We start from the raw sequence: 24,765 nt of genomic DNA, 5'->3' as shown, positions 1-24,765 counted from the left end.
GGCTGTCTGCGCAGCGTCAACGGTGGCACGCTTGCGTTCTTTCCCGTGGCCGGAGTGGACGCCATGACCTTGCCCAGCCGACTGCAGTTGCCGCCCGGGCCCTGGGCCACCCTGCTGGATGGCCTGTGTGCACGTTTCCCGCGCATCGCGCGCGCGCAATGGCAGGATCGCTTCGCGCGTGGCCGTGTGCTGGATGCGCAGGGCAGGACGCTCACTGCGGACATGCCCTGGCAGGTCGGGCGGGAGATCCAGTACTTCCGCGAGGTGGCCGACGAACCGGTGATTCCCTTTGTCGAGACCATCGTCCATCTGGATGCGCACCTGCTGGTAGCCGACAAGCCGCATTTCCTGCCGGTGACACCTGCGGGTGGGCATGTGCGCGAGACGCTGCTGGCGCGGCTGGTCGCCCGCACCGGCAATGCTGATCTGGTACCGCTGCACCGGCTGGATCGGCTGACGGCCGGGCTGGTGCTGTTCTCGACCCAGCGAGGGTCGCGCGATGCTTACCAGCGCCTGTTCCGTGAGCGGCGTATCGAGAAGACCTATGAGGCCCTGGCACCGGCGCTGCCGGGGCTGGCGTTTCCGTTGCAGCGGGACAGCCGGTTGGTGCCGGGCGAGCCGTTCTTCCGCATGTTCGAAGTGCCCGGTGAACCCAATGCGCGCAGCCGGATCGAGCTGATCGAGGCCGAAGGGGCGATCTGGCGCTACCGGTTGCTGCCGGAGACCGGCCGCAAGCATCAGTTGCGCGTGCACATGGCCATGCTGGGGGCGCCGATCGTGGGTGACGACCTGTACCCGCAGCTTCGGCAACGGCCACTGGATGTGGCCGAGTCACCGCTGCAGCTGCTGGCGCGGGCCCTGGCCTTCGACGACCCGTTGAGTGGCGCACGACGGATGTTCAGCAGCGGCCGCAGCCTGAGCCTTATGGCTTAGGGCGGCCAGGCGCTCAGCGGGCCGGGCGTCGCGCCAGCCAGCGGTCCAGCTCGGCGGCGAACAGCTGCCGGTCGCGGGGTCCCAGGGGCGGCGGTCCGCCAGTCTGGACCCCGGCGCCGCGCAGTTCCTCCATGAAATTGCGCATCGACAGCCGCTCGGCCATGTTGTTCGGGGTGTACAGCTGGCCGCGCGGGTTCAGCGCCACGGCCTTTTTCTCCAGCACCAGCGCAGCCAGTGGGATGTCCTGGGTGACGACCAGGTCTCCGGCGGCGACCTGCTCGACGATGGCGCTGTCGGCCACGTCCAGGCCCTGCGGCACCTGGATCGAGCGCAGCCAGCGTGAGGGCGGGGTGCGGATCCACTGGTTGGCGACCAGGGTCAGTTCGATCCCCACCCGTTCAGCTGCACGAAACAGGATGTCGCGAATGACAGTGGGACAGGCGTCCGCGTCCACCCAGATGCGAGAGGGCGCGTATTCAGCGGGGGTTTCAGCTTCAGTCATTTCCCCAGTGTAGGGTAGGAAAAACCTGAATGGGGGCTCGGGGTTAGCCGCGAACGGCTGCCAACCCTTGTCACGCCTAGCGGGTGACCTGGTCCCATGAACGTCGGGACTATCGCTTTTTGCGGAAAACACGCGTATCGTGCGACCCACTGTGTTTGCTAGGGTCACCGTGAATCGTGGCCTGGTGCAGTTGATCTCACGATCCGCTCATCGATCCGCTTTACCAACGCCTGCAACTCAGTCTCGGCCCCGATACCCGGTGGCTGCGATTTTTTTCAACATGTGTTTCAGGAGTTAGTAAAATGTCTGAACGTCAGACCGGCACCGTCAAGTGGTTCAACGACGCCAAGGGCTTCGGCTTCATCACCCCGGAAAGCGGCCCGGACCTGTTCGTGCACTTCCGTGCGATCCAGGGCACCGGCTTCAAGACCCTGCAGGAAGGCCAGAAGGTTACCTTCATCGCCGTCCAGGGTCAGAAGGGTATGCAGGCTGACCAGGTGCAGGCGGTCTAATCCGTCTGCTACCGTTGGGTAGCCAGAACGCCGGAAGCGAGAGCTTCCGGCGTTTTTTATTGCCCGCTGTTTTTTGTAGAGTCGAGCCACGCTCGACTGGTTTCAAAGACAGTGGAGCATGGCTCGACTCTACAAAGGGCATGCAGCCGGCGCGGTAGGATGGAGGCCTTCCCGAGGATCGTCCCCATGCGCATCGTTCATCACCTGGAAAACTCCCGTTCGCTGCGCGTGCTGTGGATGCTGGAGGAGCTGGGGCTGGACTACGAACTGCGCCGCTATCCGCGTGACCCTAAGACGCTGCTGGCGCCACCGGAACTGCGCAATGTGCATCCGCTGGGCAAGTCGCCGGTGCTGCAGGATGGCGAGCTGGTACTGGCCGAGTCCGGTGCGATCCTCGACTACCTCGCTGACCGTTACGACACGCAACGCCAGCTGTCGCCGTCACCGATGCCGGCCGACGGGGCCGAACGCATCGCCTACCGCTACTGGCTGCACTACGCCGAAGGCTCGGCGATGCCGCCGCTGCTGCTGACCCTGGTGATGGGCCGCATACGCAACGCGCCGATGCCGTTCTTTGCGCGCCCGATCGCACGCAGCATTGCCGACAAGGCCGAGCGCGGCTTCATCGGCCCGCAGCGGCGGCTGCATCTGGACTGGATGGAGCGCCGCCTGGCTGAAAGCCCGTGGTTTGCCGGTGAGCGCTTCAGTGCGGCCGACATCCAGATGAGCTTCCCGATCCAGGCTGCGGCCGCACGGGGTGGTGGCCTGGACGACAAGCCGGCGCTCCGTGGCTTCCTCAAGCGCATCAGCGAGCGCCCGGCCTACCAGCGTGCCGAGGCCCACGGCGGCCACCTGCAGGCGCTCAGCGGCAATTGAGGCGGGCGGCCGTCGCCCCCATCTTCAGCACCATGGATACCGACAGCCTCCGTTTCGACAACCGCCTGCTGCACACCCTGCCGGGCGACCCCGAATCCGGCCCGCGCAGGCGCGAAGTGCTGGGCGCGGCCTGGTCGCCGGTGATGCCGACCCCGGTGGTGGCGCCCACGTTGCTGGCGTGGTCGCCTGAGGTTGCCACGATGCTCGGCTTCGATGCTGCCGAGATCGAGAGCGAAGGCTTCGCCGATGTATTCGGCGGCAACGCGCTGTACGCCGGCATGCAGCCATGGGCCGCCAATTACGGTGGCCATCAGTTCGGCCATTGGGCCGGCCAGCTCGGCGACGGACGTGCGATCTCGCTGGGCGAGCTGGTGGCACCCGATGGCCGCCACTGGGAGCTGCAGCTGAAGGGGGCCGGGCCGACGCCGTACTCGCGCGGTGCCGATGGACGGGCAGTGCTGCGCTCGTCGATCCGCGAGTTCCTGTGCAGCGAAGCGATGCACCACCTGGGCGTGCCGACCACGCGCGCGTTGTCGCTGGTCGGTACCGGCGAGGAGGTGGTGCGCGACATGCTCTATGACGGCCACCCGCGTGCCGAGCCTGGCGCCATTGTGTGCCGGGTCTCGCCGTCGTTCCTGCGTTTCGGTTCGTTTGAGCTGCCGGCCTCGCGTGGCGAGACTGCCTTGCTGCAACAGCTGGTGGACACCTGCATCGCCCGTGATTTCCCCGGGCTGGAGGGGCAGGGCGAGGCACTGTATGGCGACTGGTTCGCGCAGATCGCGGTGCGCACCGCCGAGATGATCGCGCACTGGATGCGTGTCGGCTTCGTGCACGGCGTGATGAACACCGACAACCTGTCCGTGCTCGGTCTCACACTTGATTACGGCCCCTATGGCTGGGTCGAGGATTTTGATCCGGAGTGGACGCCGAACACCACCGACGCCCAGGGGCGCCGCTACCGCTTCGGCACCCAGCCGCAGGTGGCGTACTGGAACCTGAGCCGATTGGCGCAGGCGCTGTCGCCGCTGTTCGCCGATGTCGCACCGCTGCAGGCGGGCCTGGCGGCCTACCAGTCCACCTTCGTGGCCTGCACGCGTCGCGATGCTGCATCGAAGCTGGGGCTGGCTGCTGCCGACGATGACGACCTGCAGCTCTACCAGCGCTGGCAGCAGCTGATGCAGGAGGGCGCCATGGACATGACCCTGGCCTGGCGTGCACTGATGCGCATCGACCCGTCGGCAGCGGACGCTACGGTTCTGGACGCGGTGTACTACGACGAGGCGCGCAAGCATGCGGTGCAGGCGCCGTTGCAGCAATGGCTGCAGGACTACGCAGCGCGCCTGCATAGCGATCCGCTGTCGGCCCGCGAACGCTTGGCGAAGATGGCAGCGGCCAACCCGCTGTACGTGCTGCGCAACTGGCTGGCCCAGGAGGCGATCGACCGCGCAGAGCAGGGTGACCTCGGCGGTGTGCATGCGCTGCAGGACGTGCTGCGCGACCCATACACCGAACGCCCGGGGCTCGAGCACTTCGCTGGCAAGCGCCCGGCGTGGGCCGACAACCGCGCCGGCTGCTCGATGCTGTCCTGCAGTTCCTGAGGCTGGGTTTCGGCAGGGCTGCGCCCTGCACCTGCAGAGGCCAAGTCAACGGCCAGAGCGAAAGCTGGATCCCGCGGCTGGGCCGGGCCCCGGAGGGGGACTTGCAGCGGCCCCCGCAACCGGACCCACCCCGCCATCCCACAGAATGCACGCTGTTGCTGTTGCCGTGGAGGTTGCCGGCCAGCGGCCGGCACTACCGCAGGTGCAGGGCGCAGCCCTGCCGACACCCCCAACAGGCAGCCGGCGCCCGGAACAGGTACCCTATGCCGCCATCAGATAGCCAATGTGACATGACCGACGCCATTGTCGTTCCGCAGTGGGCCTCCCGCCTGCGCGACATCGCCGACTTCCCCAAGCCCGGTATCCTGTTCAAGGACATCATGCCGCTGCTCGCCCACGGCGAGGACTTCCGTGGCGCGATCACCGCGATGGCCGACCGTTGGCGCGACCAGAAGCTGGACGCGGTGGTCGGCATCGAATCGCGTGGTTTCATCCTCGGCGCAGCGATGGCACTGGAGCTGGGCGTGGGCTTCGTGCCGGTGCGCAAGCCGGGCAAGCTGCCGGGCCAGGTGCTGCGCGAGGAATACACGCTGGAGTACCGCAGCGACTGCATCGAAGTGCACGCCGACGCGTTGCCGTCCGGTGCCCGCGTCGCGATCATCGATGACGTGCTGGCCACCGGCGGCACGCTGGTCGCTGCGTTGTCGCTGGTTCGCCGCCTGGGTGTTGAAGTGGTCGGTGCAGGCGTGCTGGTCGAGCTCGACGGCCTGGGCGGCCGGGCCCGCTGGGAGGCGGGCTTGCCACTGCACACCGAACTGGTGTTCTGATCGAAGGGTGAATGCCAACCAAGGTTGGCATCTACCAGAGCGAAGAACCGGGAGCCGGTCGTTGCCAACCGTGGTTGGCAACGCGGCTTCAATCACATCATCCGTACGCGGAAACGACGGCCCTTGATCTTGCCGGCTTCCAGCCTGGCGACGGCCTTGTTGGCCTGTTCACGCGCGATCGCCACATAGGAGCGGGTCGGGAAGATCGCGATCTTCCCGATGAACTTGCTCGACAGGCCGGCATCGCCGGTCAGTGCGCCGAGGATGTCGCCCGGGCGCAGCTTGTCGGTCTTGCCGCCGTCGATGCGCAGGGTGCGCATCGCCGCCTGCGGCAACTCGGCCGGGCGCGAGGTCGCCAGTGGCGTCTTCTGCCAATCCAGCGGTTGCCCCATCTGCGCTTCGATGGCTTCGGCGCGGGTCTTTTCGCGGCCAGCCACCAGGCTGATCGCCAGGCCGCTGGCACCGGCACGGCCGGTACGGCCCACGCGGTGCTGGTAGCTCTCCACGTCGGTCGGCAGCTCGTAATTGATCACCGCCGCCAGCTCTTCCACGTCCAGTCCGCGCGCGGCGACGTCGCTGGCGACCAGCACGTTGCAGCTGCGGTTGGCCAGCCGCAACAGCACTTCCTCACGGTCGCGCTGCTCCATGTCGCCGTGCAGGGCGAGTGCGGAGAAGCCGAACTGCTGCAGCGAGTTGGCCACTTCGTCCACGTCCTTGCGGGTATTGCAGAACACCACCGCCGATTCCGGCGTGTACTTCAACAGCAGGCCGGCCAGCGCCTTCTGGCGATGCGCCGGTTCCACCTCGCAGAACAGGTGGCGGATGGCCGGTGCCTGGTCGGCACCTTCCACGGTCACCTCCACCGCGTCGCGCAGCAGGTCACGCGCCATGGCGCGGATGCTGTCGGGGAAGGTGGCGGAGAACAGCAGGCTCTGGCGATCCCTGTGGGTGCGGCCGGCGATCTCGCGGATGGGCTCCTCGAAGCCCATGTCGAGCATGCGGTCGGCCTCGTCCAGCACCAGCGTGCGCACCGCGCCAAGATTCAGCGCGCGCTTGCGTGCCAGCTCCTGCACGCGGCCGGGCGTACCGACCACCACGTGCGGATCGTGGCCTTCCAGCGAGGCCAGCTGCGGGCCCAGCGGCACGCCACCCACCAGCAGCAACAGCTTCAGGTTGGGAATGCCGGTGGCCAGCTTGCGGATCTGCTTGCCGACCTGGTCGGCCAGTTCGCGGGTCGGGCACAGGACCAGCGCCTGCACGCGGATCAGGCTGGGGTCGATGGCCTGCAGCAGGCCCAGGCCGAAGGCGGCGGTCTTGCCGCTGCCGGTCGGCGCCTGTGCGATCACATCGCGGCCATCGAGGATGGCCGGCAGGCTCTGCGCCTGCACGGGGGTGAGGGTGGTGTAGCCGAGGGCGTCCAGGCCGGGCTGCAGGGCCGGGCTCAGCGGCAGGGTCGAGAAATCAGTCATGGCGCATTGTACCCGCCCGCGTGGCCGGTCCCGTCTAATAGGGCGGGGTCGGATCCCTTTCCGCAGGAAAGGGCTCTGATCCCCAATTGGAGCCGCCATCCATGCATGACGTGGATCTACGGGTGGGCGCCGACCCTGGTCGGTACGCTGCGGCTCAGCCCAGCACCGCCAACACACCCTGGTGGATCACCAGGCCACCGAACAGCAGCCAGGCGAACAGGATCAGCGCCAGCAGCAGTGGCTTCAGGCCGGCCTGGCGCAGCGCCGAGACATGGGTGGTCAGGCCCAGTGCGGCCATCGCCATCGCCAGCAGCACAGTATCCAGCTGCACCAGTCCGGCCTGCAGGCCGGCCGGCAGCAGGTGCAGTGAATTGAAACCGGCCACCGCCACGAAACCGAACGCGAACCACGGCACTACGATGCGCGCCTTGCTGCCGTCGGCGCTGGCCTTCCCGCCACGCGCCAGCCACAACGACAACGCGACCAGGAACGGCGCCAGCAGCATCACCCGCACCATCTTGGTGATCACCGCGGTATCGGCGGCGGCCTCGCTGACCGTGCGGCCTGCGGCCACCACCTGCGCCACTTCGTGCACCGTCGCACCAGTGAACAGGCCGTACTGCCGTGCGTCCATCGCCAGCCAGCCGTGCGATTGCACCAGCGCATACAGGGCGGGGTACAGGAACATCGCCAGCGTGCCGAACACCACTACCGTCGACACCGCCACCGTGACCTGTGCCGCGCGGCCGCGCACCACCGGTTCGGCGGCCATCACCGCTGCCGCACCGCAGATCGCGCTGCCGGCGCCGATCAGCATTGCCGCCTCGCGTTCCATCTTGAACACACGTACGCCCAGCCAACAGGCCAGGCCGAAGGTGCTGGCGACCACCAGCACGTCCATCAGCACGCCGCTGACGCCGACATGACCGATGTCCTGGAAGGTCAGGCGCAGGCCGTACAGCACAATGCCGGCACGCAGCAGCCAGTGCTTGGAGAAACCGACGCCGGCCGCGCTGCTCGGTGCCAGCCGCGGGTAGAGCGTGTTGCCGACCACGATGCCGCCCACGATGGCGACGGTCAGTGCACTCAGGCCATGCGCCTGCAGCCAGGGAAGCTCGGCCAGGTACAGCGATGCCGCCGCGATCAGGCCCACCAGCAGAAGGCCGGGCAGGCGCGGCTGCCAGCGTTGGCGCAGGGCGGGCAGGGACCAGGAGGAGAGAGCGGGGGCGTTCATGGCAGGGCAGGGCTGTGGTGACGAGGCAAGCGTGCGCCTTCGTTCATGACCTGTAAAACGAATAATATGGGTGAAATCTACCTGTCCAGAAGGTAACGGTAATGCGCCTGACGTTGCGCCAGCTCCAAGTCTTCGTTGCCGTCGCCGATCACGGCAGTACCACGGCTGCGGGCCAGGCCATCGCGCTCTCGCAATCGGCCAGCAGTGCCGCCCTGCAGGAACTGGAGGCGCATTTCGGTACTCCGCTGTTCGACCGCATCGGTCGTCGCCTGGCGCTGAACGGGCACGGCCGCGCACTGCTGGAGCCGGCGCGCACCCTGCTGGTCAATGCCGCCGATCTGGAGCGGCAGCTGGCCGCCGGCGGCGACCCATCGCAGGGAGCACCGCTGCGATTGGTGCTGGCCGCCAGTACCACCATCGGCAACTACCTGCTGCCGCCGCGCATTGCGGAACTGCTGCGGCAGGCGCCACAGGCCGAGGTCGACCTGCGCATCGACAACAGTGCCGGCGTAGTCGCCGCCGTGCAGCGCCTGGATGTGGACGCGGGCCTGATCGAAGGCCCGTGCCATGAACGCGGTTTGCAGGTCACGGCCTGGCAGCAGGATCCGCTGGTGATCGTCGCCGCCGCCGACGCGCCGCCGCGCTGGACGCTGGACGAACTGCGCCGCGCACGCTGGCTGCTGCGTGAGCCGGGCTCTGGCACCCGCGAAGCGGTGGAGCAGGCGCTGTTGCCGCATCTGCGAGGTTTCGCCCAGACCCTGCAGCTGGGCAATACCGAAGCGATCAAGCAGGCTGCGATCGCCGGCCTCGGATTGGCCTGCCTTTCGCGTCACGCGCTGGAAGAGCCGCTGGCGCTGGGCCGCCTGCGCGTGCTCGAGACGCCGCTGCCCGCCCTTCAGCGCACCCTGTGGCTGGTGCGCCACCCCGGCAAGCAATGGCTGCCCGGGTTGCAGGCGTTGCTGGGGGAGGTGGGGTAGCCGGGATCCATCCGCACAGCGCGAATTCCACGACGGGATCCGCGCCCCGCCGTCCCACAGGAAACCAGCTTTTGACGTTGCCGTTGAGGTTGCCGGCCAGCGGCCGGCACCACCGCGGGTGCCGGGTGCAACCCGGCCGACGCCCCCAACCCGTACAATATCCGGATGCCTCTGATTACTCTGCAGAACGTCGACTTCAGCGTCGGCGGCCCGTTGTTGCTGGAAAAGGCCGAACTGTCGATCGAGCCGGGCGAACGCATCGCCCTGATCGGCCGGAACGGCGCCGGCAAATCCACCCTGCTCAAGCTGCTGTCCGGCGACCACAAGCCCGATGACGGCGAAGTCCGCGTGCAGCAGGGCGTGCGCGTCACCCGCCTGGAGCAGGAAGTGCCACATGGCGCCGCCGGCTCGGTGTTCGACGTCGTCGCCGATGGCCTCGGTGAACTGGGCCAGTGGCTGGCCGAGTTCCACCATCTCAGCCATGCCGAGGTCTTCGATGGCGAAGCCCTGGGCAACGTGCAGGCCAAGATCGACGCCGCCAACGGCTGGGGCCTCGATCAGCGCGTCAGCGAAACCCTGACCAAGCTCGACCTGGACGGCGAGGCCGAGTTCGGCCGCCTGTCCGGCGGCATGAAGCGCCGCGTGCTGCTCGCCCGCGCGCTGGTGTCCAGCCCTGACGTGCTGTTGCTGGACGAACCGACCAACCACCTCGATATCGAAGCCATCGACTGGCTCGAAGCGTTCCTGAAGGGTTGGAGCGGCAGCGTGGTGTTCGTTACCCATGACCGCCGCTTCCTGCGTGCACTGGCCACCCGCATCGTCGAGATCGACCGCGGCCAGGTCACCAGCTGGCCGGGCGACTGGGCCAACTACGAGCGTCGCCGGGAGGAACGCCTCAACGCGCAGGCGCAGGAAAACGCGCGCTTCGACAAGCTGCTGGCGCAGGAAGAGGTCTGGATCCGCCAAGGCATCAAGGCGCGCCGCACCCGCGATGAGGGCCGCGTGCGCCGCCTGAAGGCGATGCGCGTGGAGCGTTCGCAGCGCCGTGATCTCAGCGGCAACGTCAAGATGGAAGCCGCGCAGGGCATCAGCTCTGGCAAGAAGGTCATCGACGTCAAGGATATTTCGTTCGCCTTCGGTGAGCGCACCATGGTCCGCGACTTCACCACCACCATCATGCGCGGCGACCGCATCGGCCTGATCGGCCCCAACGGCAGCGGCAAGACGACGCTGCTGAAGCTGCTGCTGGGCGAGCTGCAGCCGGCCAAGGGCGAAGTCAACGCCGGCACCAACTTGCAGATCGCCTATTTCGACCAGTACCGCGCGGTGCTGCGCGAAGACTGGAGCGCGATCGAGAACGTGGCCGAAGGCCGCGATTTCCTCGAGTTCAACGGCAAGCGCAAGCACGTGCATGCCTACCTGCAGGACTTCATGTTCACCCCGGAACGCGCACGTGCGCCGATCACCCGCCTGTCCGGTGGCGAGCGCAACCGCCTGCTGCTGGCCAAGCTGTTCGCGCAGCCGTCCAACCTGCTGGTGATGGACGAACCGACCAACGACCTGGACGTGGAAACCCTGGAGCTGCTGGAAGAGCTGCTGGGCGAGTACACCGGCACCCTGCTGCTGGTCAGCCATGACCGTGACTTCATCGACAACGTGGTGACCTCCACGCTGGTGATGGAAGGCGACGGCGTGATCGGCGAGTACGTCGGTGGCTACAGCGACTGGCAGCGTTATGCGGCCAGCGTGGCAGCACCTGCCGCGACCCCCGCCGCCAAGCCGGCAGCCGCAGCCCCTGCCGCGCCGGCTGCTGCCACCCCGGCTGCGCCCAAGCGCAAGCTGGCCTACAAGGAAGCGCGCGAGCTGGAGCAGCTGCCGAAGACCATCGAGAAGCTGGAAAGCGATGTCGAAGGGCTGACCTCGGCGATGAACGATCCGTCGTTCTACACCCGCAGCAGTGCCGAAGTGACCGCGCACACCCAGCAGCTGGCCAAGGTGCAGGCCGAGCTGGATGCCGCGTACGCGCGCTGGGAAGAGCTGGAAGGCTGAGCGTTGACCGGCGCCAGCGGTTGCGCCGATTGATGTAGAGCCGAGCCCACGCTCGGCTCAGCAGATCCACGCCATGCGTGGATATCCGGAATCTGTGCGGACCAACGGTCCGCGCCTACCAACCGACGGTCCGCACCGGCCGGGGGGCCGGCCGTCATTTGACCCCGTGCAGATCCCGCAACTGGCTCGGCCGGCTGCCGAAATACGCGGCCAGATCGGCGATGTCCTGATCGCTCAGGTCCTTCGCCTGCGGCGTCATCAGCGCATGCTGGCGGTCGCCGGCGCGGTAGGCCTGCAGCGCATGCGCCAGATAGTCGCCGTACTGGCCACCCAGTTTCGGATAGGTCGGATCGATCGGCGCATTGCCGTCGGCCCCATGGCAGTCGATGCAGCTCTGGTTGGTGGCCTTGCCCTTCACCTTGGCGCGGGCTTCACCGGCGGCCTCGCGGCCTGCCGGCAGGCCGGCGGAGGACGAAGAGCCGTGTTCGCCGCTGGCATGGCCCGGGTCGGCGGCGGATTTCTCGCTGTTTTCCACCTGCGACTGCGAACAGGCCGCCAGCAGCAGGGCAACGGACAGGGCGATGGCGTGACGCATCGGATGCGCGGCTTTCGACATGGGCGGGCCTTACTTGACGGTGGACAGGTAAACAGAGAGATCGGCGATCTCCTGTTCGCTGAAACTCATCGACTGCGCCTGCATCGTCGGATGCCGGCGCTTGCCCTGGCGGTACTCGGTCAGGGCCTGGGCCAGGTACTGCTGGGTCTGGCCGCCGATCTTCGGCACCCGGTAGCTGGGGTAGGCGTTCTTGTAGCCGGTGATGCCGTGGCACCCCTGGCAGGTGTAGGCCAGGACACGGCCATTGTCGAAGTTGCCGGTGGGCGTGGCAGGCGCCGGCGCGGCGGCAGGCGCCGGGGCGGGTGTGGCAGGAGCGGGAGCGGGCTGTGCGGCGGCCCCAAGGGGCAGGAGGACGGCCAGAGCGAGACAAGCGGCGAGCGGCTGCGGGCGCATGGTGTCGTTTCCGGGGATTCGGGTCTGGTCGTTCCGGCGTGGGGTACGGAACGACCCGAGTATAGCCTCAGGTTTCATCTAGCTGAAATGGGGGCGGGCCGACCAGCGGCGTGAAGACACCATGACCTTTGGGATATGGTGTTGCCGTGAAGTGGTGCATTACTTTGCTACCACACCTGTCCACACATCCTCCAGGGACTCGACGATGTCGCACCCAACCTTCCTGTCCGGCCGTCGCAGCGGAATCTGCGCTGCCGCACTGCTGATCTCCACCTCCCTGCTGCTGGGCGGTTGCGCCGCAGGGCCCAATTCCGAAGCCAAGGCTGCCGAGACCAAGGAGGAGAAGAAGGTCGACGCCGTCCCGGTCGAAGTGGCGGTGGCCAGCCATCGTGCCGTCGCAGCCAGCTACACCGGCACCGCGGCGCTGGAGCCACGTGCCGAGTCGCAGGTGGTCGCCAAGACCTCCGGCGTAGCCCTGGCGGTGCTGGTCGAGGAAGGGCAGCGGGTCACCGCCGGCCAGCCGCTGGTGCGGCTGGACCCGGACCGCGCGCGCCTGGCCGTGGCGCAGAGCGAAGCGCAGATGCGCAAGCTGGAAAACAACTACCAGCGCGCACAGAAGCTGGTCGGCCAGCAGATGGTCAGCGCCGCCGATGTCGACCAGCTGCGCTACGACCTGGAGAACGTCCGTGCGCAGTACCGCCTGGCCACGCTGGAGCTGTCCTACACCACGGTCGTGGCACCGATCTCCGGTGTGATCGCCTCACGCTCGATCAAGACCGGCAACTTCGTGCAGATCAATACACCGATCTTCCGCATCGTCGACAACTCGCGGCTGGAGGCCACCCTCAACGTACCCGAACGTGAGCTGGCCACCCTGCGCGCCGGCCAGCCGGTGACGCTGGCGGCCGACGCACTGCCGGGCCAGAGCTTCACCGGCACCGTTGACCGCATCGCGCCGGTGGTGGACTCGGGCAGCGGCACGTTTCGCGTGGTCAGTGCCTTCGATGGCGCCGCCCACGCGCTGCAGCCCGGCATGTTCGGCCGCATCCGCATCGATTACGACCAGCGTGCCGATGCGCTGGTGGTGCCGCGCCTGGCGTTGCTCGATGACGGTGAACCTGCGGTGTTCCGCGTGCGCGAAGGCAAGGTCGCACGCGTTCCGGTCAAGCTGGGTTACGCCGAGGGCCCGTGGGTGGAGATCCGTGATGGCCTGGCGGCCGGTGATCAGGTGGTCACCGCCGGCAAGGTCGCCCTGCGCGACGGCACCACGGTGCAGGTGATTGCCGATCCGAAGGCGAAGGCGGTCGCGGCGGCCGCCAAGCCCGCAGACAAGGCCGGGAGCAAGCAATGACCGCCCCGGGCCACGACCACGGTGCCTCGCCGGCGAGCGACGGCGCCGCCGCCGGCATGCGCGGCGGCCTGGTGGAATTCGCCACGCGCCGCCGCGTGACCATCGCCATGTGCACGGTCACCCTGCTGCTGTTCGGCCTGATCGCGCTCGGCAACCTCAAGGTCAACCTGCTGCCCGACCTGAGCTACCCGACGCTGACCGTGCGCACCGAATACACCGGTGCGGCGCCGACCGAAATCGAAACCCTGATCACCCAGCCGGTTGAAGAAGCGGTGGGCGTGGTCAAGAACCTGCGCAAGCTGAAGTCGGTCTCGCGCACCGGCCAGAGCGATGTGGTGCTGGAGTTCGCCTGGGGCACCAACATGGACCAGGCCAGCCTGGAGGTGCGTGACAAGATGGAAGCGCTGAACCTGCCGCTGGAGGCCAAGGCCCCGGTGCTGCTGCGCTTCAATCCGTCCACCGAGCCGATCATGCGCCTGGTGCTGTCCAACAAGGTCGCGCCGGCCAGCGATGCCGACGCGGTCCGCGAGCTGACCGGCCTGCGCCGCTATGCCGATGAAGACCTGAAGAAGAAGCTGGAGCCGGTCACCGGCGTGGCAGCAGTGAAGGTGGGCGGAGGCCTGGAAGACGAGATCCAGGTCGACATCGACCAGCAGAAGCTGGCGCAGCTGAACCTGCCGATCGACACCGTCATCAAGCGCCTGAAGGACGAGAACATCAACATCTCCGGCGGCCGCCTGGAGGAAGGCTCGCAGCGCTTCCTGGTGCGTACCGTCAACCAGTTCGCCGACCTCGAGGAAATCCGCAACCTGCTGGTCACCACCCAGGCCGCCAACGGCAGCGCAGCGGATTCGGCGCTGCAGCAGATGTTCAACATCGCCGCGTCGACCGGTTCGGCGGCAGCCATCGCCGCGGCGTCGGCGGCGCAGAGCGCATCATCCGGCGGCGGCTCCAGCGTGGTCGCCAACGGCGTGCCGGTGCGCCTGAAGGACGTGGCCACCGTGCGCCAGGGCTACAAGGAGCGCGAAGCGATCATCCGCCTGGGCGGCAAGGAGGCGGTCGAGCTGGCCATCTACAAGGAAGGTGATGCCAACACCGTGTCGACCGCCGAAGCGCTGCGCAAGCGCCTGGAGCAGATCAAGGGCACGTTCCCGTCGGACGTCGAGCTGACCACCATCGAGGACCAGTCGCGCTTCATCGAGCACGCCATCGCCGACGTCAAGAAGGACGCGGTGATCGGTGGCCTGCTGGCGATCCTGATCATCTTCCTGTTCCTGCGCGATGGCTGGAGCACGTTCGTGATCAGCCTGTCGTTGCCGGTCTCGATCATCGCCACGTTCTTCTTCATGAGCCAGCTCGGGCTGAGCCTGAACGTGATGTCGCTGGGCGGTCTGGCATTGGCCACCGGCCTGGTGGTGGATGACTCGATCGTGGTGCTGGAGAGCATCGCCAAGGCCCGTGAGCGTGGCCTGGGCATCCTGCAGGCGGCGATCGCCGGCACCCGTGAAGTGAGCATGGCGGTGGTCGCCTCGACCCTGACCACCATCGCGGTGTTCCTGCCGCTGGTGTTCGTCGACGGCATCGCCGGGCAGCTGTTCCGCGACCAGGCGCTGACCGTGGCGATCGCCATCGCGATCTCGCTGCTGGTGTCGATGACCCTGATCCCGATGCTGAGCTCGCTGAAGGGGCGGCCACCGCTGGCGTTCCCGGAAGAGGCGCCGAACGCAGCATGGCAGCCGCAAAAGCGCTGGCAGAAGCCGGTCGCGCTGGGCCGCCGTGGCGTGGTTGCCAGCGTGCGCTGGAGCTTCTATGCGCTGGCCTGGCTTGTCGTGCGCGTGTGGCGTGGCGTGGTGGCAGTGGTCGGCCCGGTAATGCGCAAGGCCAGCGACCTGGCGATGAAACCCTATGCAGGCGCCGAGCGAGGCTACCTGCGCCTGCTGCCGAGTGCGCTGGCGCATCCCGGCAAGGTGCTGGGCGTGGCAGCCATCATCTTCGTGGCGACGATGGCGCTGGTACCGATGCTTGGCGCGGACCTGATTCCGCAGCTGGCGCAGGACCGGTTCGAAATGACGGTGAAGCTGCCGGCCGGCACGCCGCTGAAGCAGACCGATGCGCTGGTGCGCGAGCTGCAGCTGGCGCACGGCAAGGGGGAGGGCGTGGCCTCGCTGTATGGCGTCAGTGGCAGCGGCACCCGGCTGGATGCCAGTCCGACCGAAAGCGGTGAGAACATCGGCAAGCTGACTGTGGTGATGGAAGGTGGTGGCAACGCGCGCACCGAAGCAGCAATCACCGAGCGCCTGCGCGGCACCATGAGCCAGCACCCGGGCGCGCAGGTCGACTTCGCGCGGCCGGCGTTGTTCAGCTTCTCCACGCCGCTGGAAATCGAGCTGCGCGGGCAGGACATGGCGACCCTGGAAGTGGCCGGCCAGCGTCTGGCGGCGATGCTGCGCGGCAACGCCCACTACGCCGACGTGAAGTCGACGGTGGAGGAGGGCTTCCCGGAAATCCAGATCCGCTTCGACCAGGAGCGCGCCGGTGCGCTGGGCCTGACCACCCGCCAGATCGCCGACGTGGTGGTGAAGAAGGTGCGTGGCGACGTCGCCACCCGCTACAGCTTCCGTGATCGCAAGATCGACGTGCTGGTGCGTGCGCAGGAAGGTGACCGCGCCAGCGTGGACAGCATCCGCCGGCTGATCGTCAACCCGGGCAGCACCCGCCCGGTGACCCTGGACGCGGTGGCCGACGTGGTCGCCACCACCGGCCCCAGCGAGATCCATCGTGCCGACCAGACGCGGGTCGCGGTGGTGTCGGCCAACCTGCGCGACATCGACCTCGGCGCGGCCATGCGCGAAGTGCAGCAGATGGTGGCCGAGCAGCCGCTGGGCGCAGGCGTCGGCCTGCATATCGGCGGCCAGGGCGAGGAACTGGCGCAGGCGGCGAAGTCGCTGATCTTCGCCTTCGGCCTGGCGATCTTCCTGGTCTACCTGGTGATGGCCTCGCAGTTCGAGTCGCTGCTGCATCCGTTCGTGATCCTGTTCACCATCCCGTTGGCGCTGGTCGGTGCGATCCTGGCGCTGATGCTGACCGGAAAGCCCATCTCGGTGGTGGTGTTCATCGGCCTGATCCTGCTGGTCGGCCTGGTCACCAAGAACGCGATCATCCTGATCGACAAGGTCAACCAGCTGCGCGAAGCCGGCGTGGCCAAGCATGAGGCGCTGGTGGAAGGTGCGCGTTCGCGCCTGCGCCCGATCATCATGACCACGCTGTGCACGCTGTTCGGCTTCCTGCCGCTGGCGGTGGCGATGGGCGAGGGCGCCGAAGTGCGTGCACCGATGGCGATCACCGTGATCGGTGGCCTACTGGTGTCGACGCTGCTGACGCTGCTGGTGATCCCGGTGGTGTACGACCTGATGGATCGTCGCGGCGACGCCTACTACCGTGAGCGCGGCCGCAAGCATGCCGGTGAAGGACTGCATGGCGACGAGGGCGGCACGGCAGGTGTGGAGGAGCCGGCATGAGCGTTGCCGAGTTCTCCATCCGCCGCCCGGTCACCACCATCATGTGCTTCGTGTCGCTGGTGGTGATCGGCCTGATCGCTTCGTTCCGGCTGCCGTTGGAGGCGCTGCCGGACATCTCCGCGCCGTTCCTGTTCGTGCAGATCCCATACACCGGTTCGACGCCCGAGGAAGTGGAGCGGACCATCATCCGCCCGGTCGAGGAGTCGCTGGCGACGATGACCGGCATCAAGCGCATGCGCTCATCGGCCACCTCCGAGGCGGCGCTGATCTACATCGAGTTCAGCGACTGGGACCGCGACATCGCCATTGCCGCGTCCGACGCGCGCGAGCGTATCGATGCGATCCGCAGCGACCTGCCCGATGACCTGCAGCGCTACAACGTGTTCAAGTGGTCCAGCAGTGACCAGCCGGTACTGAAGGTGCGGCTGGCCAGCACCACCGACCTGACCACTGCCTATGACATGCTCGACCGTGAGTTCAAGCGGCGCATCGAGCGTATTCCCGGTGTGGCCCGCGTCGATATCACCGGTGCACCGCCGAACGAGGTGGAGATCGCCATCGATCCGAACCGGCTCAACGCGCATGGGTTGAGCATCAACGAGCTGAGCGAGCGCCTGCGCACGCTGAACTTCTCGATCTCGGCCGGTCAGATCGACGACAACGGCCAGCGCGTGCGCGTGCAGCCGGTGGGCGAGATCACCGACCTGCAGGAAATGCGCGACCTGGTGATCAACGCCAAGGGGCTGCGCCTGGGCGATATCGCCGACGTGCGCCTGAAGCCGGCGCGAATGAACTACGGGCGCCGTCTGGACGGCAACCCGGCGGTGGGCCTGGATATCTTCAAGGAGCGCAGTGCCAACCTGGTGGACGTCTCGCGTGCGGCGCTGGCCGAAGTCGAGGCGATCCGCGCGCAGCCGTCGATGCGCGACGTGCAGATCAAGGTGATCGACAACCAGGGCAAGGCGGTGACCTCGTCGCTGCTGGAACTGGCCGAAGCCGGTGCGGTCGGCCTGATCCTGTCGGTGACGGTGCTGTTCTTCTTCCTGCGCCATTGGCCGTCGACGCTGATGGTGACCCTGGCCATTCCGATCTGCTTCACCATCACCCTGGGCTTCATGTACTTCGTCGGGGTGACGCTGAACATCCTGACCATGATGGGCCTGCTGCTGGCCGTGGGCATGCTGGTCGACAACGCCGTGGTGGTGGTGGAGAGCATCTACCAGGAGCGCGAGCGCATGCCGGGGCAGCCACGGCTGGCATCGATCATCGGCACCCGCAACGTGGCCATCGCGCTCAGCGCCGGTACGCTGTGCCACTGCATCGTGTTCGTGCCGAACCTGTTCGGCGAGACCAACAACATCAGCATCTTCATGGCGCAGATCGCGATCACCATCTCGGTCTCGCTGCTGGCCTCGTGGCTGGTCGCGGTCAGCCTGATTCCGATGCTGTCCGCACGCATGGCCACACCCAAGCTGGTGCACTCGCAGACCGGCCTGATCGCGCGCCTGCAACGGCGCTATGCACAGCTGCTGGACTGGTCACTGCATCACCGCGGCTGGAGCCTGCTCGGCATCCTGCTGGTGGTGCTGGTCAGCCTGGTGCCGATGAAACTGACCAAGGTCGACATGTTCGGTGGCGAGGGCGGCAAGGACATCTTCATCGGCTACATGTGGAAGGGCGCCTACACCTACCGGCAGATGTCCGAGGAAGTGGCGCGCGTGGAGAGCTGGATCGACCAGAACCGCGAGCGCCTGCACGTCAAGCAGGTGTACTCCTGGTACAGCGAGCAGGAAGGCAGCTCCACGGTGGTCACCCTGGACGAGAAGTACGCCAAGGACATCAAGGCGCTGCAGGAAGAGTTGCGCAAGGGCCTGCCGAAGTCCGCCCGCACCGACTATTTCGTCGGCAACCAGGGCGGCGATGGCGGGGGGGGCGGCAACCAGGGCGTGCAGGTGCAGCTGGTCGGCGATTCCAGCTCGATGCTGCAGGAGATCGGCCAGGAAGTGGTGCCGTTGCTGGCGCAGCGTGCCGAACTGCGGGACGTGCGCATCGACAATGGCGAGAAGGGCGGCGAGCTGAAGGTGCGCGTCGACCGTGAGCGTGCCGCAGCGTTCGGCTTCAACGCCGAACAGGTGGCCAGCTTCGTCGGCCTGGCGCTGCGCGGCGCACCGATGCGCGAGTTCCGCCGCGGTGACAATGAAGTGCCGGTGTGGGTGCGCTTTGCCGGCGCCGAGCAGAGCAGCCCGGAAGACCTGGCCGGTTTCAGCGTGCGTACCGGCGATGGCCGCAGCGTGCCGCTGCTGAGCCTGGTCACCGTTGACGTCGGTTCATCGGCGACCCAGATCGGTCGCACCAACCGCCAGACCACGCTGACCATCAAGGCCAACCTGGCCGAGAAGGTCACCGCACCGGATGGCCGCAAGGCGATGGAATCGGTGCTCAAGCCGATGAACTTCCCGGCTGGCTATGGCTTCACCTTCGATGGCGGCGACTACGGCAACGACGACGAAGCGATGCAGCAGATGGTGTTCAACCTGCTGATCGCGCTGGTGATGATCTACGTGGTGATGGCGGCGGTGTTCGAGTCGCTGCTGTTCCCGGCAGCGATCATGAGTGGCGTGCTGTTCTCGATCTTCGGCGTGTTCTGGCTGTTCTGGATCACCGGCACCTCGTTCGGGATCATGTCCTTCATCGGCATCCTGGTGCTGATGGGCGTGGTGGTGAACAACGGCATCGTGATGATCGAGCACATCAACAACCTGCGGCGCAGCGGCATGGGCCGTACCCAGGCGCTGGTGGAAGGCTCACGCGAACGCCTGCGCCCGATCATGATGACCATGGGCACGGCGATCCTGGCGATGGTGCCGATCTCGCTGACCGACACGCAGATGTTCGGCAATGGACCGGAGTACTCGCCGATGGCGCGCGCGATTGCCGGCGGCCTGGCGTTCTCGACCGTGGTCAGCCTGCTGTTCCTGCCGACGATCTACGCGGTGCTCGATGACCTGCGCAATGCCGTGACGCGCCTGATCCGCCGTGCGCGTGGAGTGGAAATGGTAGAGCCGGGCGCTGCCCGGCTGTAACGCACGCCAACGTGTTGTGGTGTGGGGGAGGCCGGTCGTAGTGGGGCGGTCTCCCCCTTTTTTTCTGCTCGCCGCGTCTGTTTGTCTCTGTAGAGCCGAGCCCATGCTCGGCTGCTGTTCGCCGCGTTGCGGCATCGCCCGGGCATGGGCTCGGGCGCTACAGATTCTGTGGCCGGTTGAGGCTTACCCCGCCACCTTGCCCCACACCTTGAACGTGGTCAGCCACAGGCCGAGCATGCTGCCGATGTTGGTCAGCATGAAGGTCAGCACCACGCGGGTAACGCGATTGCGGTACCAGCCCTTCAGGCTCTGCGCATCGTCGCGCAGCTTCAGGAAGTCCTCGTAGGCTGGCTTGCGCACACGCGCTTCCACCAGTGCCGAGAAGGCGCCGGTCGGGATGCTCAGGCGGAACGGCTTGAACGGGGCCACCGCGATCGCGGTGAGGATGCTCAGCGGGTGACCGCCGGCCAGCAGGCAGCCCAGGCCGGCCAGGCCGCCGGTATACATCGCCCAGGTTGCCAGCAGCTCGGTGCCTACGCCCAGGCCGCCGCGGTAGAAGCCTACGCCGATGCCGGTCGCCACGATCGCCAGGATGCCCAGCGTGAACCACGGGATGTTGCGCTTCTTCGGCACCGCCTCCAGCTCGGCGCGCAGCGGCGCCGGTGCCTCGGTGTCGGTTTCCAGGTGGCGTGCCAGACCCGCCAGGTGGCCGGCTCCGACCACTGCCAGCACTTCGCGCTGGTGCGGGTCGTGTTCTTCGCGCAGACGGGTGGCCATGTAGCGGTCGCGCTCGCCGATGATGGTTTCGTACAGCGCCGGGCTCTCGCTGGCGAACTCACCGAAGCTCGATTCCAGCATGTCGCCCTGCTTGAGCTTCTCGATCTCGTTCTCGCCCACTTCCTCGGACGAGAACAGGCCGGCGCCGAGGCCGGCAACCAGCTTCAGCTTGCCGAAGAAGCCCAGCCGTTGCGACGCGCGGCGGAAGGTCAGGCCGACCTCGCGGTCGATCAGGTGCACCGGCAGGTTGCGTTCGCGGGCGAGTTCCACCGCACGTTTCAGCTCGGCACCGGGCTCGATGTCGAGTTGCTCGGCCAAGCGACGCTGATAGGCGGACAGGGCCAGGTTAGCGGCGAACAGGGCGACGCGGCCCTTGCGGATCACCTCGACCAGGTCGAGCTTGGCCAGCGTATCCGGGTCGCTCAGCGCCTGCAGGCGCTGCGGGTCCAGTTCAACGGCAACGGCATCGAAGCGGCCGCTGTCGATGGCTTTCTCCACTGCTTCGACGCTGGCGCGCGAAACGTGGGCGGTGCCCAGCAGGGTGTAGCGCACGCCGTCGCGTTCGACGACGCGCACCGGCTGGCCGGCGAACAGATCGTCGCCGGTCTCGGGAAGGGTTTCGGTCATGGGTTCATTCATTGGAGGGTGCGGTGTCGGCGCCATCGCCGAGCGCGCGCTGCATCTGCACGGTGTCCAGCCAGCGGCCATGCTTGCGGCCGAGGCCACGGAACACGCCCACCAGCTCGAAGCCGAAGCGTTCGTGCAGCTTGATCGAAGCGGTATTGGTCGGTTCGCCGATCACGGCCACCATCTGCCGGTAGCCACGCGCCACGCAGGCATCGATCAGGGCCTGCAGCAGGCTGGTGCCGACGCCCTTGCCCTGGAACGCGGCATCGACGTAGACCGAGTTCTCCACGGTCCACTGGTAGGCAATGCGGGTGCGATAGGTGTTGGCATAGGCATAGCCAGCCACCTGGCCGTCGATCTCGGCGACCAGGTAGGGGAAGCCACGATCAATGATGTCGCGCATGCGGCGCAGCATCTCGGTCGCGTCCGGAATGTCGTACTCGTAGGTGTTGACGAAGTCGGTCACTTCCACCGCATAGATCGCGGTGATCGCGTCGATGTCGGCCGGGCCGGCATCACGGATGAGGACGGCCATGCGCGGCTCCGGCTCAGTCGATGTAGCGCTTGAGCAGGTCACCGTACGCGTCGATGCGACGGTCGCGCAGGAACGGCCAGATGCGGCGCACGTGCTCGCTGCGCTGCAGGTCGACATCGCACAGCAGCACGGTGGCCTCGGTGCCGGCCTCGGCCAGGAATTCGCCCTGCGGGCCCAGCACGTGGCTGTTGCCCCAGAACTGGATGCCCGAAGCACCCAGCGGCGAAGCCTCATGGCCGACGCGGTTGCAGCTCAGCACCGGCAGGCCATTGGCCACGGCATGGCCGCGGTGGCTCAGTACCCAGGCGTCGCGTTGGCGGGTCTTCTCGTCCTGCACGTCGTCCGGGTCCCAGCCGATCGCGGTCGGGTACAGCAGCAGTTCTGCACCGGCCAGCGCCATCAGGCGCGCCGCTTCCGGGTACCACTGGTCCCAGCACACCAGCACACCCAGGCGGCCCACCGAGGTATCGATGGGCTTGAAGCCGATGTCGCCCGGGGTGAAGTAGAACTTCTCGTAGAAGCCCGGGTCGTCCGGGATATGCATCTTGCGGTACTTGCCGAGCAGCGTACCGTCCTTCTCGAACACCACGGCGGTGTTGTGGTACAGGCCGGCAGCGCGGCGCTCGAACAGCGAGCCGACCAGCACCACGCCATGCTTCTTCGCCAGTGCGCCCAGGCGCTCGGTGCTTGGGCCCGGAATGGATTCGGCCAGGTCGAATTCGTCCACCGACTCGTGCTGGCAGAAGTACGGACCGTTGTGCAGTTCCTGCAGCAGCACCAGCTTGGCACCCTGCGCAGCCGCCTCGGCCACGCGTGCTTCGATCACCGCCAGGTTGGCGGCGGCGTCACCGTGGTTGCGCTCCTGGATCAGGGCGACGGTAAGGGGGCTGCGCGAGTTCATGCGGGGCGTTCCTGCGGGAGAAAACCTGCATGTTAGCGCGGATGGGCGGCCGCAGCGTGTTGCGCGCTGAATGGCGTCCGCACACGGTAGCGCCGGGCCATGCCCGGCGGATTTTCAGGTCGTCGCTGTGCTCGCCGGGCTTGGCCCGGCGCTACCGGTCCGGCTTATGCCTTCAACAGCCCTTCCGGCAGCTGCATGGTGATGCAGTGCAGGCTGCCGTTCTGCCAGATCAGCGAGCGGCAGGGCACCTGCACGATCTCGCGGCCCGGATGGGCCTGGGCCAGCACGTCGCGGGCCAGGTCATCAGCCGGATCGCCGTAGGCCGGCATCAGCACCGCGCCGTTGATGATCAGGTAATTGGCGTACGACGCCGCCAGGCGGCGGCCTTCGTCGATCACCGGCTGTGCCCACGGCAGCGGGAACAGGCGGTACGGCTTCCCATCCTTGGTACGCAGCGCGGCCAGTTCGTTGCCCATCGCCTGCAGTTCGGCGTAGTGCGAGTCGCTCGCGTCGTCGCAGGCCTGGTAGACGATGCTGTCAGGCGAGGCGAAACGGGCCAGGGTGTCGATGTGGGCGTCGGTGTCGTCGCCTTCCAGGTAGCCGTGGTCCAGCCACAGCACGCGGTCCTGCTGCAGCCAGTTGGCCAGGTCGGCGCTCAGGCTTGCACGGTCGCGGTCCGGGTGGCGCTCGTGCAGGCACTTCCAGGTGGTCAGCAGGGTGCCTTCGCCATCGGTCTCGATGCCGCCGCCTTCCAGCGCGAACGGGATGCTGCGCACCGGGGCGTCGTTGAACACGCCAGCTTGGTCGAGCACGCCCACCAGCTGGTCATCCAGGGTGGCATCGAACTTGCCGCCCCAGCCAGTGAAGCGGAAGTCCAGCAGCTGGAAACCGCCGTCGGCGCGGCGCAGGGTGATCGGGCCGGAGTCGCGCAGCCAGGTATCGTCGTAGGCGGCCGTGGTGAAGTGGACCTTGTCCATGTCGATGCGGTTGGAGCGCAGCCGCATTTCGGCATAGGTCTCCACATCGTCGTCGGCCACGCAGATCAGCACCGGCTGGAAGCGGGTGATGGCCGCGACCAGGGCGATGTAGGTCTCTTCCACCTGGCCCAGGCGGTCGGCCCAGTCGGTGTCGGCGGTGGGCCAGGCAATCAGGACGCCGCTCTGGGCTTCCCACTCGGCAGGAAAACGAAGGGTCTGGTTCATGGTCTCGCTACACAGGCCCGCCCACGGCGGGTAAAGGGATCAACGGATCGGTGGTTTCGGGCCGATTTCGTTCGGGTCCGCCTGGTTGGCCACCACGTCGATCACCTTCTGCTTCTCGAAGTAGACGGTGAACTGCGGGTACACCCAGCGGTTGATGGTCGGCCACTGCCGCTTCTGCCCGCCACGCGGCTGCAGTTGTTCGCTGGGCGCGCCGAACTGCGCCTGCACCTGCTGCATGCTCTGGCCGCGCACGGGCAGGGCACCGGCCGGCTTCTCGCGGGCACGGTCGACAAGCAGGGTATCGGCCAGTGCCGGTGTGGCGGCGGCCAGGGTGGCCATTACGGCCAGGGCGGACAGGTAACGCTTCATCTCGATCTACTCCCCAGTGGTCAAGAAAGGCGATTACAGCAAAAACGGCAGGAAAATGCCGCATAAACAAAAAACCGCCCGAAGGCGGTTTCTTGCATCGGGTCGGCCCCGCGTAGGGCCAGCCGCAGCCGGAAGGCTGTGAGGCTTAGCGCTGACGCGCCTTGAAACGCGGGTTCGACTTGCAGATGACGAAGATCTTGCCACGACGACGCACGACCTTGCAGTCACGGTGACGGGCCTTCGCCGACTTCAGGGAGGACAGGACTTTCATGGCATACCTCGGCGTAAACAGTAGTTGTTCGGGTGGAGCGTGGCCGCGATATGCGAAAGACAATCGGCAGTTGACGCTCGTTCAAGCCCGCCATTCTACCGGGCTTTTCCTCATGGTTTCAAGTGGTTGCACAAAAGATCCCGCT

Annotated in this window: 20 protein-coding genes and 1 pseudogene; 10 read left to right on the top strand and 11 right to left on the bottom strand. The window is 67.1% G+C overall.

Annotated features, from left to right (window positions below):
• The first annotated feature begins 63 nt into the window (after positions 1-63).
• Positions 64-933, top strand: coding sequence for a pseudouridine synthase (locus tag AB839_RS00695; protein ID WP_061477921.1), 870 nt, complete (start codon positions 64-66; stop codon positions 931-933).
• Positions 934-946: 13 nt separating this feature from the next.
• Here AB839_RS00695 and AB839_RS00690 read toward each other — a convergent pair whose 3' ends face one another.
• Complete coding sequence (locus tag AB839_RS00690; RefSeq protein ID WP_061477920.1) at positions 947-1,435, bottom strand: YaiI/YqxD family protein; 489 nt, start codon at positions 1,433-1,435, stop codon at positions 947-949.
• A gap of 302 nt (positions 1,436-1,737) precedes the next feature.
• On the opposite strand from AB839_RS00690, the gene AB839_RS00685 reads away from it, so the two are divergent.
• The 4 genes from AB839_RS00685 (at position 1,738) to AB839_RS00670 (ending at position 5,248) form a co-directional block, all read left to right on the top strand.
• Entirely contained in the window at positions 1,738-1,947 is a 210-nt protein-coding gene (locus AB839_RS00685) for a cold-shock protein (RefSeq protein ID WP_005416210.1), read from the top strand.
• A gap of 186 nt (positions 1,948-2,133) precedes the next feature.
• Positions 2,134-2,823, top strand: a complete 690-nt coding sequence (locus AB839_RS00680; protein WP_057500523.1) for a glutathione S-transferase — start codon at positions 2,134-2,136, stop codon at positions 2,821-2,823.
• Between the two features lie 32 nt (positions 2,824-2,855).
• On the top strand, positions 2,856-4,421 hold the full coding sequence (locus AB839_RS00675; protein ID WP_061477919.1) for a YdiU family protein: 1,566 nt from the start codon (positions 2,856-2,858) through the stop codon (positions 4,419-4,421).
• A 290-nt stretch (positions 4,422-4,711) separates the two neighbouring features.
• On the top strand, positions 4,712-5,248 hold the full coding sequence (locus AB839_RS00670) for an adenine phosphoribosyltransferase (RefSeq protein WP_061477918.1): 537 nt from the start codon (positions 4,712-4,714) through the stop codon (positions 5,246-5,248).
• A 92-nt stretch (positions 5,249-5,340) separates the two neighbouring features.
• Here the strand turns inward: AB839_RS00670 and dbpA are convergent, their stop codons facing one another.
• Complete coding sequence (gene dbpA / locus AB839_RS00665) at positions 5,341-6,717, bottom strand: ATP-dependent RNA helicase DbpA (RefSeq protein ID WP_061477917.1); 1,377 nt, start codon at positions 6,715-6,717, stop codon at positions 5,341-5,343.
• A gap of 154 nt (positions 6,718-6,871) precedes the next feature.
• Positions 6,872-7,951 (bottom strand): YeiH family protein, encoded by a 1,080-nt coding sequence (locus tag AB839_RS00660; protein ID WP_061477916.1) that lies wholly within the window; start codon positions 7,949-7,951, stop codon positions 6,872-6,874.
• Positions 7,952-8,052: 101 nt separating this feature from the next.
• On the opposite strand from AB839_RS00660, the gene AB839_RS00655 reads away from it, so the two are divergent.
• Positions 8,053-8,928 (top strand): LysR family transcriptional regulator, encoded by an 876-nt coding sequence (locus tag AB839_RS00655; RefSeq protein ID WP_061477915.1) that lies wholly within the window; start codon positions 8,053-8,055, stop codon positions 8,926-8,928.
• A 165-nt stretch (positions 8,929-9,093) separates the two neighbouring features.
• Positions 9,094-10,977, top strand: coding sequence for an ATP-binding cassette domain-containing protein (locus tag AB839_RS00650; RefSeq protein ID WP_061477914.1), 1,884 nt, complete (start codon positions 9,094-9,096; stop codon positions 10,975-10,977).
• A 154-nt stretch (positions 10,978-11,131) separates the two neighbouring features.
• Here the strand turns inward: AB839_RS00650 and AB839_RS00645 are convergent, their stop codons facing one another.
• Positions 11,132-11,593: a cytochrome c gene (locus AB839_RS00645; RefSeq protein ID WP_005416218.1), complete on the bottom strand. Its 462-nt coding sequence runs from the start codon at positions 11,591-11,593 to the stop codon at positions 11,132-11,134.
• Positions 11,594-11,602: 9 nt separating this feature from the next.
• Positions 11,603-11,986 (bottom strand): c-type cytochrome, encoded by a 384-nt coding sequence (locus AB839_RS00640; RefSeq protein ID WP_061477913.1) that lies wholly within the window; start codon positions 11,984-11,986, stop codon positions 11,603-11,605.
• Between the two features lie 205 nt (positions 11,987-12,191).
• Here AB839_RS00640 and AB839_RS00635 point away from each other — a divergent pair, with 205 nt between their 5' ends.
• The 3 genes and pseudogenes from AB839_RS00635 (at position 12,192) to AB839_RS00625 (ending at position 19,938) form a co-directional block, all read left to right on the top strand.
• On the top strand, positions 12,192-13,337 hold the full coding sequence (locus tag AB839_RS00635; RefSeq protein WP_049411461.1) for an efflux RND transporter periplasmic adaptor subunit: 1,146 nt from the start codon (positions 12,192-12,194) through the stop codon (positions 13,335-13,337).
• Between the two features lie 62 nt (positions 13,338-13,399).
• Positions 13,400-16,855 (top strand): annotated as a pseudogene (locus AB839_RS00630) (efflux RND transporter permease subunit); the annotation flags it as partial.
• A complete protein-coding gene (locus AB839_RS00625) occupies positions 16,852-19,938 on the top strand; it encodes an efflux RND transporter permease subunit (protein ID WP_061477911.1) in 3,087 nt (1,028 codons plus the stop codon). The pseudogene AB839_RS00630 and the gene AB839_RS00625, both read left to right, overlap by 4 nt.
• 183 nt (positions 19,939-20,121) lie before the next feature.
• Here AB839_RS00625 and AB839_RS00620 read toward each other — a convergent pair whose 3' ends face one another.
• The 6 genes from AB839_RS00620 to ykgO all read right to left on the bottom strand — a co-directional run bounded on the left by AB839_RS00620 (position 20,122) and on the right by ykgO (position 24,620).
• Positions 20,122-21,354, bottom strand: a complete 1,233-nt coding sequence (locus tag AB839_RS00620; protein WP_049411467.1) for a TraB/GumN family protein — start codon at positions 21,352-21,354, stop codon at positions 20,122-20,124.
• Positions 21,347-21,877: a GNAT family N-acetyltransferase gene (locus AB839_RS00615; protein ID WP_061477910.1), complete on the bottom strand. Its 531-nt coding sequence runs from the start codon at positions 21,875-21,877 to the stop codon at positions 21,347-21,349. The genes AB839_RS00620 and AB839_RS00615 overlap by 8 nt, the downstream gene beginning before the upstream one ends.
• 13 nt (positions 21,878-21,890) lie before the next feature.
• Positions 21,891-22,778, bottom strand: a complete 888-nt coding sequence (locus tag AB839_RS00610; RefSeq protein WP_053499677.1) for a carbon-nitrogen hydrolase — start codon at positions 22,776-22,778, stop codon at positions 21,891-21,893.
• Between the two features lie 164 nt (positions 22,779-22,942).
• Entirely contained in the window at positions 22,943-23,980 is a 1,038-nt protein-coding gene (locus tag AB839_RS00605; protein WP_019661297.1) for an agmatine deiminase family protein, read from the bottom strand.
• A gap of 39 nt (positions 23,981-24,019) precedes the next feature.
• Positions 24,020-24,349 (bottom strand): hypothetical protein, encoded by a 330-nt coding sequence (locus AB839_RS00600; RefSeq protein ID WP_005416228.1) that lies wholly within the window; start codon positions 24,347-24,349, stop codon positions 24,020-24,022.
• 145 nt (positions 24,350-24,494) lie between these two features.
• Positions 24,495-24,620: a type B 50S ribosomal protein L36 gene (gene ykgO / locus AB839_RS00595; RefSeq protein WP_005409283.1), complete on the bottom strand. Its 126-nt coding sequence runs from the start codon at positions 24,618-24,620 to the stop codon at positions 24,495-24,497.
• Positions 24,621-24,765 lie beyond the last annotated feature (145 nt).

The organism is Stenotrophomonas sp. DDT-1 (assembly GCF_001580555.1).
GTDB lineage: Bacteria > Pseudomonadota > Gammaproteobacteria > Xanthomonadales > Xanthomonadaceae > Stenotrophomonas > Stenotrophomonas sepilia.
The sequence above is the reverse complement of the archived record's forward strand: the minus strand, read 5'-3'. Positions and strand labels throughout refer to the sequence as shown.

Coding starts and splice junctions, on each gene's coding strand:
- AB839_RS00695 (WP_061477921.1), top strand. CDS start 64: ATGACCTTGCCCAGCCGACTGCAGTTGCCGCCCGGGCCCTGGGCCACC.
- AB839_RS00690 (WP_061477920.1), bottom strand. CDS start 1,435: ATGACTGAAGCTGAAACCCCCGCTGAATACGCGCCCTCTCGCATCTGG.
- AB839_RS00685 (WP_005416210.1), top strand. CDS start 1,738: ATGTCTGAACGTCAGACCGGCACCGTCAAGTGGTTCAACGACGCCAAG.
- AB839_RS00680 (WP_057500523.1), top strand. CDS start 2,134: ATGCGCATCGTTCATCACCTGGAAAACTCCCGTTCGCTGCGCGTGCTG.
- AB839_RS00675 (WP_061477919.1), top strand. CDS start 2,856: ATGGATACCGACAGCCTCCGTTTCGACAACCGCCTGCTGCACACCCTG.
- AB839_RS00670 (WP_061477918.1), top strand. CDS start 4,712: ATGACCGACGCCATTGTCGTTCCGCAGTGGGCCTCCCGCCTGCGCGAC.
- dbpA (WP_061477917.1), bottom strand. CDS start 6,717: ATGACTGATTTCTCGACCCTGCCGCTGAGCCCGGCCCTGCAGCCCGGC.
- AB839_RS00660 (WP_061477916.1), bottom strand. CDS start 7,951: ATGAACGCCCCCGCTCTCTCCTCCTGGTCCCTGCCCGCCCTGCGCCAA.
- AB839_RS00655 (WP_061477915.1), top strand. CDS start 8,053: ATGCGCCTGACGTTGCGCCAGCTCCAAGTCTTCGTTGCCGTCGCCGAT.
- AB839_RS00650 (WP_061477914.1), top strand. CDS start 9,094: ATGCCTCTGATTACTCTGCAGAACGTCGACTTCAGCGTCGGCGGCCCG.
- AB839_RS00645 (WP_005416218.1), bottom strand. CDS start 11,593: ATGTCGAAAGCCGCGCATCCGATGCGTCACGCCATCGCCCTGTCCGTT.
- AB839_RS00640 (WP_061477913.1), bottom strand. CDS start 11,986: ATGCGCCCGCAGCCGCTCGCCGCTTGTCTCGCTCTGGCCGTCCTCCTG.
- AB839_RS00635 (WP_049411461.1), top strand. CDS start 12,192: ATGTCGCACCCAACCTTCCTGTCCGGCCGTCGCAGCGGAATCTGCGCT.
- AB839_RS00625 (WP_061477911.1), top strand. CDS start 16,852: ATGAGCGTTGCCGAGTTCTCCATCCGCCGCCCGGTCACCACCATCATG.
- AB839_RS00620 (WP_049411467.1), bottom strand. CDS start 21,354: ATGAATGAACCCATGACCGAAACCCTTCCCGAGACCGGCGACGATCTG.
- AB839_RS00615 (WP_061477910.1), bottom strand. CDS start 21,877: ATGGCCGTCCTCATCCGTGATGCCGGCCCGGCCGACATCGACGCGATC.
- AB839_RS00610 (WP_053499677.1), bottom strand. CDS start 22,778: ATGAACTCGCGCAGCCCCCTTACCGTCGCCCTGATCCAGGAGCGCAAC.
- AB839_RS00605 (WP_019661297.1), bottom strand. CDS start 23,980: ATGAACCAGACCCTTCGTTTTCCTGCCGAGTGGGAAGCCCAGAGCGGC.
- AB839_RS00600 (WP_005416228.1), bottom strand. CDS start 24,349: ATGAAGCGTTACCTGTCCGCCCTGGCCGTAATGGCCACCCTGGCCGCC.
- ykgO (WP_005409283.1), bottom strand. CDS start 24,620: ATGAAAGTCCTGTCCTCCCTGAAGTCGGCGAAGGCCCGTCACCGTGAC.